The sequence below is a fragment of the Sulfurospirillum diekertiae genome (assembly GCF_002309535.1).
Classification (GTDB): domain Bacteria; phylum Campylobacterota; class Campylobacteria; order Campylobacterales; family Sulfurospirillaceae; genus Sulfurospirillum; species Sulfurospirillum diekertiae.
Genome location: NZ_CP023275.1, coordinates 1,039,189 through 1,050,903 on the forward strand (window position 1 = coordinate 1,039,189; position 11,715 = coordinate 1,050,903).

Sequence of the window (11,715 nt, forward strand, 5' to 3'; positions counted from 1 at the left end):
TACATGTAAAAAGATATGCGTTAAAGCTAACCTAAAGATTACTGCTTAATACATAGCCAAATACCCATCACAAACCTTTTACATCGTGCTATAATATTTTTACATGTAAAGATTTTTACTTTCTGTTTTAAAGGATATTTATGTCACTCAAAGTTGTTCTCTCACATAAAACAGAATACCACTACGACCGCTACGTAGCGCTCTCACCGCACATCATCCGTTTGCGTCCAGCACCTCACAGCAGGACACCCATCGAGGCGTACTCCCTTAAAATCAAACCAGAGAACCATTTTATCAACTGGCAACAAGACCCGTTTGGCAATTACCTTGCGCGCATTGTGTTTCCTGAAAAAACGAAAGAGCTCTGCATTGATGTGGAGATTATCGCTGATCTTATTACGATCAATCCGTTTGATTTTTTTGTGGATGACTATGCGAAGGATTTCCCGTTTATCTATCAAAAAGAGCTTCAAAAAGAGCTGATACCTTACCTTGAAGAGAGTGAAAATGGGGCATTGTTGCGCGATTTTGTGCGCTCACTGGATTGTAAAAAACGCCCCATCATCGACTTTTTGGTCTATCTCAACAGTGAAATCAACCGACACCTCGCTTACACCATCAGGTTAGAGCCAGGGGTACAAACCTGCGAAGTGACGTTGGGGAAAAAACTGGGCAGTTGCCGTGATTTCGCATGGTTGTTTGTTCAGGTGCTTCGTCATTTAGGGCTGGCAGCGCGTTTTGTTTCAGGCTACCTTGTACAGCTCAAAGCCGATGTGGCTTCCTTAGATGGTCCTAGTGGCCCCGAAGCGGACTTTACCGACCTGCACGCGTGGACAGAGGTGTACATCCCCGGAGCCGGTTGGGTCGGATTGGATTCGACCAGTGGACTTTTCGCTGGCGAAGGGCATATACCGCTTGCCTGCACACCCTCTTACGAGAGTGCTTACGCGATAGAGGGACTGAGCGATAAATGCGAAACGGAATTTATTTATGACAATACCGTCACGCGCATTTTTGAGTCACCGCGTGTCACCAAACCGTACCGCGATGACCAATGGGAGGCTATTTATAACCTAGGATTTGAGGTCGATAAAGCCTTGGAAGAGGGCGATGTCAGACTCTCCATGGGTGGTGAGCCGACCTTTGTCTCTATCGACGATATGGAAGGCGATGAGTGGAACACTAAAGCCGATGGTGTACACAAACGCACCCTAGCCGACACCCTTTCACGTAAACTGTTGAGCTCTTTTACGAAAGGCGGAATGCTGCACTACGCGCAAGGCAAATGGTACCCGGGCGAGCCGCTTCCGAGGTGGCAAACCTCCATCATTTGGCGCAAAGATGGTAAGCCCATCTGGCACAATCCCGACCTACTTGCCGATATGAACGCTCAGTATAGCTACACCAACGACGATGCCAAACGCTTTTTAGCCAAACTGGCACTCACCCTTGGTATTAGCGATCAAAATATCGTTGAAGCTTACGAAGACCCATTGTATTACATCATCAAAGAGTCTGAACTGCCCATCGACATTGACCCGATGAAGTCTGATCTTTCGGATTCACTAGAGCGAAGAACCATCGCCAAAGTGCTCTCACAAGGCCTTAATAATCCTGTGGGTTACGTGCTTCCACTGAATTTTGGAGCGACACAGTGGATGACCTCCGCATGGGAGCTCAGACGAGGTTATTTGTTCCTCAGTGCGGGTAATTCTCCCCTTGGCTTGCGACTACCACTGAGCTCTTTGGCTGAAAAACCACACGCTGAGCTTGCACTTCGTTTTGAGCCAGACCTTTTTGCGAGTTATCCAAACCTTGGTGAGTATGCCGAACATGCTAAAAAGCGGTGTGAAAAAGCGGACGCAACCCTCTCAAGCCCCCACACCTATAATGCTTTTGTCCGCACCGCCCTTTGCACGGAAGTACGAGATGGTAAGCTCTATATTTTCCTTCCACCGCTCAATCATTCGGAGGCTTTTTTAGACCTCATTGCCTGTATTGAAGCCGTTGCAGAATCTTTACATGTAAAGGTTGTTTTGGAAGGCTACGAGCCCGCGCATGATCTTAGACTTGATCGCATCAAAGTGACACCCGATCCGGGAGTCATTGAAGTGAACATTCAACCTGCCACTTCATGGAAGATGCTCAGCGACAATCTTTTACTCCTTTACAAAGATGCACATGAGTCTCGTTTGGGGACGGAAAAATTTATGTTAGATGGTAAACACACGGGCACGGGCGGTGGCAATCATGTCACCATCGGAGCACTTCGTCCTGAAGACAGTCCACTGCTTCGCCATCCTGATTTGCTTCGAAGTCTCATTACCTTTTGGCAACACCATCCGGGGCTTTCGTATCTTTTCTCAGGCGCATTTATAGGTCCTACGTCCCAAGCGCCTCGCGTGGATGAGGGCAGGGTAGAAAATCTGTACGAGTTAGAGATCGCCTTTTCGCAGATTCCTGAGGGTGAAACTGTACCGTTTTGGTTGACCGATCGCCTTTTTCGCCATATGCTGACCGACATCACGGGCAACACACATCGAAGCGAATTTTGCATCGACAAACTCTATTCGCCCGATTCTTCTAGTGGACGGCTTGGCATCTTAGAGCTTCGAGCGTTTGATATGCCACCTCACGCTCAAATGGCACTGTTGCAGATGCTTTTGGTACGCACTTTAGTGGCTGTCTTTTGGAAAAAACCGTACAAACACAAACTCGTTCGTTGGGGTACGCAACTGCACGATAGATTTTTGCTAGAGCATTACGTTAAAGAAGATGTGCGTGACATTGTCGAATTTTTACAAGCGGAAGGGTATCCGTTTGAATTAAATTGGTTTGACCCTTTCTTTGAGTTTCGTTTTCCACTCTATGGCATGAGCACGATTGAAAACATGCACTTAGAACTGCGTGCCGCCATCGAGCCGTGGAATGTGTTGGGTGAGGAGAGCAGTTCGCAAGGTACGGCACGCTATGTGGACTCTTCCTTGGAGCGCGTGCAGGTCAAAGTGCAAAACTTTACCCCTGAGCGCTACACACTTACATGTAACGCCGTAGCCATTCCGCTGGCTCCAACAGGCAGGGAAGGGGAGTTTGTGGCAGGCGTGAAGTACAAAGCGTGGGAGCCGTACTCGGCACTTCATCCGACCATCGGCGCGGACACGCCTTTGGTGTTTGACGTGGTTGATACGTGGAATAAACGCTCCATCGGAGGCATGACCTACTTTGTGGCGCATCCGGGTGGGCGCAATTACGACACGTTTCCTGTAAACAGTTACGAAGCAGAGTCGCGCCGTATCAACCGTTTTTGGGACTTTAACCATACCCAAGGCGAGGCAGAGTACCAAACCAGTTCGGTTGTCACCCAACATGCACTTTCAGCTGAGGGAAGCGAGCGTACGGTTGTTGTACACAAACCAAAAGCACTCAAACAGTTTGTATTTCAAGAGTTACCTATTAGCAGTGAATTTCCTCACACACTCGATCTTAGACGTAAATGGAATGCCAAATAGATGAATTTTTTAGATAATTACAGCTCAGCTTCTCTGTTTGATGAGATGCTCGATGATCAATTACGGGTCAGAGAGCATTGGCAACCGCTTCTTGAGCGCCTTGAAGCGATGAGCAGTGAAGAGTTAGAAAACAAACAAGCGGAAATTGCATGGCATTTGGAAGACAATGGTGTCACGTACAATGTCTACAATGACCCAGAGGACAATGGCAATCGCCCGTGGAGTTTAGACCCGATTCCGTTTATCATCACCAAAGCAGAGTGGAAAGAGATCAAACAAGGGATAAAACAGCGCGCTAAACTCTTCAATCTCATCTTAAAAGACCTTTACGGCGAGCAAAAACTACTTAAAGAGAATATCATTCCTGCCGAGGTGATTTACGGACATAAAGGGTTTATTCCCGCGGTGCACTCTTTAGGCGTGATGGAAGATTTTCAGCTCTATTTTTATGCGCTTGATATGGCACGAGGCCCTGATGGCAAAATGTGGGTCATCAATGATCGCACTCAAGCCCCTTCAGGTTTGGGGTATGCCGTTGAAAATCGCCTCACGATGAATATTGTATCCAAAGACCTCTACCCAGAGCATGAGATCAAAAAATTGCTTCCGTTCATCGATGAGTTCAAAAAGCTTTTGAAAAAACTTTCCAAAGGTGACATCTCTAAAGTGGCACTCTTAACGCCCGGTCCTCGCAATGAGACGTACTTCGAACATGCCTATTTGAGCTCTTTTTTGGAGATTAACTTGGTTGAGGGCGATGATCTGCTCTCCAAAAACGGCGCTTTGTGGCTTAAGAGTTTGAGTGGACTTAAGCCTATTAATACCCTTTTAAGGCGCTTGGATGATCGCTATTGCGACCCACTTGAGCTTCGCAGTGACTCAAAACTGGGCGTTGCAGGCTTGGTCGATAGTCTAAGACAGGGCAATCTTGCCATGATCAATCCCATTGGCAGTGCGATTGTGGAGAACATCGGGCTGAATCCTTTTATGGAGCGCATCTGCCATTACTTCCTCAATGAAGAGCTTTTACTCCCTCAAATTGCGACATGGTGGTGTGGGCAAAGCCATGAGCTTGAGTATGTGTTAGAGCATTTTGATAGCCTCATTATCAAAAAAATTGATCGCACCGAAGCGATTCAGACACATTTAGTCAAAAAACTCTCCCATGAGATGAAGCTACAACTTAAACAAAGCATTTTGCAAAACCCACATCAGTACGTTGCGCAAGAAGAGATCAATTTTTCGACAACTCCTTTTTATGCCAATGGAAAAATCGAGCCGCGTAACGCTGTTGTGCGTGCCTATGCTTTGAAAAAGAGTGAGAATTACACCGTGATGAATGGAGGCTTGGTGCGAGTGTCTTCTTCCAAAGATGCCCTTTTAGTCTCCTCCCAAAAAGGTGGCACAAGTAAAGATTTGTGGATTTTAGGCGAAGATGAGACGATTGATATGAGCTCCATTTTCAATACATTGCCTTATGTTGATGTCTCCATTCACACGATGCCAACGCGCAAAGCTGAGAATCTTTTTTGGTTGGGGCGTTACTTGTGTCGTACCATCACGACCATTCGCCTTATTCGCTATGTGGTCAAAAAGATGACCAATTTTAGCCGCTACGAAGGGGCTTTGTCATATGAGTCACAACTCATTTTAGAAAAATCTTTGACGCACTTAACGATGACGTATCCGGGCTTTTTAGATGAAAAGATTGCGCAAAATCGCATGAGTGAAATCGAGTCGCTGATTAAAGACAAAAGCAAACAAGGCGGGCTCTCTTTTACGATGGAGATGCTCTTTAATGCCAATGTCTCGATCAAAAGTTTGCTTGCGATTGAGGCATGGAAACTCTTTGATAAGATGCAAAAAGAGTGGAGGGTCTTTATTCGTAAAATCAACTCTCCCACACAGACCATTTTAACTGAGCTCGATAAATTTCTACTCTATCTTGTTGCGTACAAAGAGTTGGTGGAAGAGAGCATGTACAAAGAGCAGGGCTTGATTTTGTATGACATCGGTTATAAGATCGAATCGGCACTGCTAACGATCTCTAAAGCGCGCTCGATGCTCTGTGTCAAGCATGAAAAATCGGCCAGTTATGACATTTTAGAGGGCATGCTCAACTCCTGTGAGAGTTTTAATGCATACCGAACGCAATACAAAAGCTCACTCCAGTTGGATAATGTGTTGGAGTTTTTGATTCTCAGCCCTCAGTTTCCAAAGTCGATTGCCTATTTGACAAATGAACTTTTGGAAGATTTAAAAGTACTTCCAAAGAGTAAAAAGTACCTCAGTAGCTACGAAGAGCCTATTTTTCAAGCCTTTTCATCGCTGAAACTCACCACTGTTACAAATTTGATGCAGATCGAAGAAGGTGGAACTGTTTACACGGTGCTCGATGAGTTTTTAGCCACGCTTACGACGCATTTTTCGCTCTGTTCTATGGAGCTTTCCAAAACCTATTTTTCACACTACGATGAGTAAGCCATGATGTACGAAATCTACCATAAAACCGCCTTCAAATACGAAAGTCTTGTCACGTTTAGCCATAACATTGCTCGTCTCAAACCTAAAGACACGCCGTTTCAGCGTGTGGTGGATTTTACGATGGAAATCACGCCCAAACCATACGAACTCAGCGAGTTCGATGATGTCTTTGGAAACCACACAACGCACCTTTTAATTCGTGAAGCGCATGAGTCGTTATCTGTCATCGGCAGGTCACGCGTTGAACTCGATGGCGATGCGATGCGTTTACATGTAAACACACTGCGTGCTCAAAGTACCACGTATGAGGCATCGCTTGGCTTGCTGCAAACGTTTGATCTTTTTGATCTTGCCGCAAAGCCTTTTATGTTTGACTCGGAACTGATTCCCAAAGCCTCACGTGGAATCATTGAGTATGCGAAGCGTTCCTTTTTACCACAGCGCAATCTTGTGGATGCCGCACAGGAGTTTATGAACCGCATCTTCCAAGATTTTCAATTTGTCGCAGGCTTTAGCAATATTACCACGCCGATTGAAGAGATTTTTGAGGCGAAAAAAGGTGTCTGCCAAGACTTTGCACAGTTTGCCATCGCCGCTCTTCGCTCCATTGGTCTGCCGGCTAAATACATGAGTGGCTACATCGAAACACTGCCAGCCCCTGGCAAGACCAAACTGTTTGGTGCCGATGCTTCGCACGCATGGTTTGCCTTGTACATTCCACGTCTTGGCTGGATGGAGTTTGACCCAACCAACAACATCATCCCCGAAGATCAGCACATCTTACTTGGAAGTGGCAGAGACTACAACGATGTCGCACCCCTTAAAGGCGTGGTACTAAGCAGCGGCCAGAGCGAACTTTCCATCGAAGTGAATGTGCAAAAAGTGTTTTAAAAACTTTACATGTAAACATTTTTAATTTACATGTAAAGTTTAGAGATTGTTTTGTGTGGATTCGACTTTGACGATGCGATACGCAATCGCGTTTTGGAAAATGAGCGAATAGTCGTATTTACAGGAGATAATTCCATCGCAGGGTGAGATGATCGTCTGAATCAGCGTGCCATCGAGCGAGTTAAAAATGCGTGCTAAGGGTTGACCATGTACGACTGAGTCACCAATGTTAGCAAGCGTGTCAAAGAGTCCTGCAGCGGTACATTTAATTGCTTCAATGTCATTTTGCATGACAACATTGCCGTGTGAACCTTCAAAAGTTGCGAAGTCAATCAGCTCTTTTTTCACTAAAAAGCGTACAATCGCATCAAATACTTTGTTCGCTTCATGTTTACGCAAGGTTCCTTTTTTACCTGAAACGAGCGAAAAGGCTTTGGCATTCCAGACTTGCCAGTTGTAAGTTAAAGAGACCGTGTCATTGGGGCTCTCTTCTTTGACATGAATAAAATCAAGCCCAAAAGCTCGTGCATCATCTACATAGTTCAAGCTTGACTGTAATATCTTGACATAAGGAATACACTCGGAATGATCCTTCCTCGCTTCCAGTAAAATTGCGTAGTCATAGTTATTGGTTTTTTCAAATAATCGTGCAGCAATGCGTTGGGTGGTTTCGCCTTTTTCGTAACCTGGAAACATCACATCAATATCGGTATTATCCAGTGGCCAAAAATTCTTCCCCATATTAAAGGAGTAGGGATTGACTGTGGGCACAACGAGAATTTCACCTTTGACAAAAGCGGCATTGGCGAGTTCTTGTTGGCGTAAAAAACGTACCAACTGTGATGCAACCCAAAGCTGATCGATGGCATTGCCCATCATAGGGCCTACAATAACGCAACTGGGTACTGTACCTTCTCTTCCAAAACGGAAGCCTTTGACTTTGAGAGGATTGCGACTTAAAGAACTTATCTCAAATAAAACTTCTTCTTTCATAGGGGAGTATCCTCTTTTGGGTCTTCAAGTATACGTGCAAGAAGCGAGCCTTCATACACAACAGGGTATTCACGAATAGTAAATAATAGCCCATTACACGGGCTAATAATAGTCTCTTCAATCGTTCCAGAGAGTGGGTCGATGATTTCTCCTAGTTTTTCGCCTTTCAAAACGGTGACATTGTGCTCTAAGATAGGGATGAAAATGCCCGGTTTTGAAGCGTTGACAAAAAAGACTTCCGAGTGCAGATTTGAAACCATCGTTTTGGTTGTTGGAAGAACAGGTCTATCGATGATTCCCACATGTGCAAGTAGGTTTAAAATGCCTTTGGTAAGGCTTTGACCATACTCTTTGGTAATGCGCATTCCCACACCCATCTCTACAACGAGCGTTTTAGTGCCGAGTGAATTCATCGCATGCGCAAAGGTAGACTCCAAAACAGTCACAGCATCGTATACCCAAATAAACTCAATGTCGAGTTTCTCTGCCAAAGGAATGAGCTCATCGGCGGTTGAGCGGCTAATGCGCACTTGGGGAAGTTCGCGTAAAAAGATGTTGCTTGCATGAATGTCAATGGCAAAATCACTGCCTCTGACGGTATCGACAATGGCACTAGCGACTTGTGCAGGTAAAAAATCAGAGGTATTTCCAGGAAACGTACGGTTAAGATCGACATCGTAAAAAGGAAAACCTCTCGTGATACTGTCGATACCCATAGGGTTCATAGAGGGGTAAATGTCCACAATGCCTTTAATGCAATGTTTATTGTTATTAAGCCATTTGGCAAGCAGATAGCAGACGTATTGCCCTTCGATCTCATCGCCATGAATACCCGTGACAATAGAGATGCGTTTGGTTGACGTACTAATGTCTTCTGGTGCAAAGCGGTTACGCCTGAGTGTTAAGGTTTCATTGACCGGTAAGTTAACATTAAAGATCTCTTCAATCATTGCTCATCCTTACCAATTCTGCCTGTAATTTCTAAGATATGCTGACGTTTACCAATGTAACTGCCTCGATGGGTTTGGCACTCAGAAAAATCACGTCCATGGGCGATCTTAATATAAGGTTCATCATTAATCAGTGTGCCATTGAGTGGGTCAAACCCTCTCCAGTCCCCATCAACAAACGCTTCAACCCACGTATGGGTTTTGTTAATACCATCGATAAAGCCGTTGACAAAGCGTGCAGGTATATGACTTTGTCGTAAGAGCGCAATTAAAAGATGACTAAAATCTTGACTCAATCCCTCTTTGTAGAGTAAAAAAGTTTCCAGTCCTTTGGCTTTGCTGATCTCAATGGGTTTAAACTGCTCAAAAAGTGTTTGAGTTAAGAAATACGCTTTTCGAAAATCCGTTACAGGGAGTTTGAGTGAACGGGAAAAATCGTGCAAAACCATGCTAAATGGAGCAAGTGTAGAGTACGGAAGATAAAGCTCTACTGGTTCATTGTCGTGATAAACATAGGGTAAAAGCTCAATCTCACCTTCCATACTCGCTTTAAGCGCACGATGAGGTTTCCCGATGAACCCATAGACCAACTGGTTACCAAAACCATCTCGTGTCTTTTGATAGGGAATCGTATCATTTAAAGTGAGCTTCCAATCAATAAGCTGTTGTATCACATTGGTGTGAGGCACTATGCGTAGACAAAAATGATGGTTGCGTACTGGCTCATCAAAGGTGAGCGTAAAATCATAAGAAAAATTAACTTTCATGCGTTGTTGTCAATGCCCCAAATACTGAATTTATCGTTTGTAATGTTTTATATCGATTGCTTGAAGAGAGCGCCACACGTTTATGGTTTGGACGCACTTTCTCGGCAATGCTGTTGAGCTTTTCAACATCCATTAATGCCGCTTCAATGCTATCGTAAAGGCGAATATTTAAATCCATACGTTCCACTACTTTCCCCAGTTGAATCAATGGTGCTTCTTTGGCTTCCACCAGTGAAAGCTCAAAATTACCCCAAATAGAATCAAGCTCTTTTAAAGTTCCCTCTAGCCAATACAGTGAAACGGTACGCTCTTCTTTGGCTTTTTTATACGCCAAATAAAGAGCATTAATACGGCTAAACATACGGTTAGAGAGGTGAGATCGTGTCAAAATCGCATTTTCACGTGCACTATTGACCGTATCGCACAGGCTTGCATACTCCAAATCAAAAACAGTTTTGCGCAAAAACATTTGAGCTGAATCATAGCTCAATTCAATGCCAAGTTTCTCATAAAATGTTTTTGCTTCAGCAAAATTTTCATCTAAAATTTTATCAAATAACTCAATGATTAAGCGAGTCATACTCTCAGCTCTTTGGATATAACGGCCCATCCAATAAAGATGTTCAGCGCTTTGTGGTGCAATAAGAATCATCGGTTATCCTTTAAAATCCACGTATCTTTAAAACCGCCACCTTGGGAAGAGTTGACAATGTAACTGGTTGGATCCATCGCAAAACGCGTGAGCCCTCCTGGCCAGACAAAAATATCTTCGCCATAAATTGAAAACATACGAAGATCGGCTTTTCGCGGTGAAAAAGATCCATTGTCATCTAAGCATTCGATGTCATAAAACTCAATGACCTCTTGTGCAATGAAACGTCTTGGTTCTGCAATAATAGCATCTTTTAATTTTTGACGCTCATTTTTAGAAAGGTTGCATCCAAAAACAACGCCATACCCACCCGCTTCTGCAACATCTTTGATGACTAACGTGCGCATATTTTGCAAGATATGGTTACGATCTTTCTCAAAAAATGCCAAATAGGTAGGGGCATTTTGCAAGATTGGCTCTTCATTCATATAGTATTTAATCATCGCGGGCACAAAGTAGTAGATACCTTTATCATCTGCGATGCCATTTCCGATGCTGTTCATAAGGGCAACATTGCCTGCACGATACGCTTGGGTGATGTTTGGCACACCAATCAAAGAGTCTGGATGAAACTCAACAGGATCCAGTGCTTCATCATCAAGCCGTCGGTAAATAGCACCTACACGCGCTTTTTTGCCATTATAAGTTTTAAGATACACTTTGTCTTTTTCCACCACCAAATCTTCACCATTGGCAAGAATTGCACCACTGGCTTTGGCAAGGTACGAGTGCTCATAAAACGCAGAATTATAACGTCCCGGTGTTAAAATGACATTAATACCACCCGTGTTAACATAGTCCATCGCTTTTTCAAGCTTTTTAGGATAATCCTGTACCCCTTGAATCGGCAGTTTTTCAAAAAACTCTGGAAAGACTTTACGTGTCAGCATACGAAGTGAAAGTGGGTAACTTACACCACTGGGAACTCTGAGGTTATCTTCAAGCACAACCCAGCCATCGCCAACGCTGTTTTTCACAAGGTCAATGCCGCTGATGTGTACACGTATGTTTTTTGCCACAGGCGTGTTGGCAAAAGCGGGTAGATAAGCCTTGGAAGAGAAGACAAATTCACTAGGAATAATGCCATCTTTGAGAATTTTTTGCGCTCCATAAATATCTTCTAAGAAGAGATTGAGTGCATGAATACGTTGCTGTATGCCTTTTTCAAGGTACGTAAACTCTTCATGTGAGACAATTCGTGGAATAATGTCAAAGGGAAACTTGCGCTCTATAAAAGCGTTGTTCTTGAAAAGGTTGAAGTTGATTGCTTCGGTATTCATGTACGTGAGCAACTCTTGGACGCGGTTCTTATCGATTGTATTTAGGATGCTTTTAAAGGCATCATAAAGGGGACTTTCTGATTCAATCATAACGATGGCCCTTACCCTTTCACTTAAATTGTGATAGACACAGTTTAGCACAAAATTAAGCACAGAAAGAGGAAAAGGGAGGACTTTTTTGATTATTTT

The 11,715-nt window shown here is 44.1% G+C and carries 8 protein-coding genes; 3 read left to right on the top strand and 5 right to left on the bottom strand.

Features of this window, described 5'->3' with window-relative positions:
• The first annotated feature begins 140 nt into the window (after positions 1-140).
• The 3 genes from SJPD1_RS05370 to SJPD1_RS05380 are packed head-to-tail and all read left to right on the top strand — an operon-like array spanning position 141 to position 6,884.
• Entirely contained in the window at positions 141-3,509 is a 3,369-nt protein-coding gene (locus tag SJPD1_RS05370) for a transglutaminase family protein (RefSeq protein WP_096046299.1), read from the top strand.
• Complete coding sequence (locus tag SJPD1_RS05375) at positions 3,510-5,990, top strand: circularly permuted type 2 ATP-grasp protein (RefSeq protein ID WP_096046300.1); 2,481 nt, start codon at positions 3,510-3,512, stop codon at positions 5,988-5,990.
• A gap of 3 nt (positions 5,991-5,993) precedes the next feature.
• Positions 5,994-6,884, top strand: coding sequence for a transglutaminase family protein (locus tag SJPD1_RS05380; protein ID WP_096046301.1), 891 nt, complete (start codon positions 5,994-5,996; stop codon positions 6,882-6,884).
• A gap of 39 nt (positions 6,885-6,923) precedes the next feature.
• On the opposite strand, the gene SJPD1_RS05385 is transcribed toward SJPD1_RS05380, so the two are convergent.
• The 5 genes from SJPD1_RS05385 to SJPD1_RS05405 are packed head-to-tail and all read right to left on the bottom strand — an operon-like array spanning position 6,924 to position 11,616.
• Positions 6,924-7,877 carry a M14 family metallopeptidase gene (locus SJPD1_RS05385; protein WP_096046302.1) on the bottom strand — a complete coding sequence of 318 codons (954 nt, stop codon included), beginning with the start codon at positions 7,875-7,877 and terminating at the stop codon, positions 6,924-6,926.
• Positions 7,874-8,827: a M14 family metallopeptidase gene (locus SJPD1_RS05390; protein WP_096046303.1), complete on the bottom strand. Its 954-nt coding sequence runs from the start codon at positions 8,825-8,827 to the stop codon at positions 7,874-7,876. Before SJPD1_RS05390 ends, SJPD1_RS05385 begins: the two co-directional genes overlap by 4 nt.
• The gene (locus SJPD1_RS05395; protein ID WP_096046304.1) at positions 8,824-9,594 is read right to left on the bottom strand and encodes a transglutaminase family protein; all 771 of its coding nucleotides are present in this window, start codon (positions 9,592-9,594) and stop codon (positions 8,824-8,826) included. The genes SJPD1_RS05390 and SJPD1_RS05395 overlap by 4 nt, the downstream gene beginning before the upstream one ends.
• Positions 9,584-10,246: an alpha-E domain-containing protein gene (locus SJPD1_RS05400; protein ID WP_096046305.1), complete on the bottom strand. Its 663-nt coding sequence runs from the start codon at positions 10,244-10,246 to the stop codon at positions 9,584-9,586. The genes SJPD1_RS05395 and SJPD1_RS05400 overlap by 11 nt, the downstream gene beginning before the upstream one ends.
• Positions 10,243-11,616, bottom strand: coding sequence for a circularly permuted type 2 ATP-grasp protein (locus SJPD1_RS05405; protein WP_096046306.1), 1,374 nt, complete (start codon positions 11,614-11,616; stop codon positions 10,243-10,245). Before SJPD1_RS05405 ends, SJPD1_RS05400 begins: the two co-directional genes overlap by 4 nt.
• Positions 11,617-11,715 lie beyond the last annotated feature (99 nt).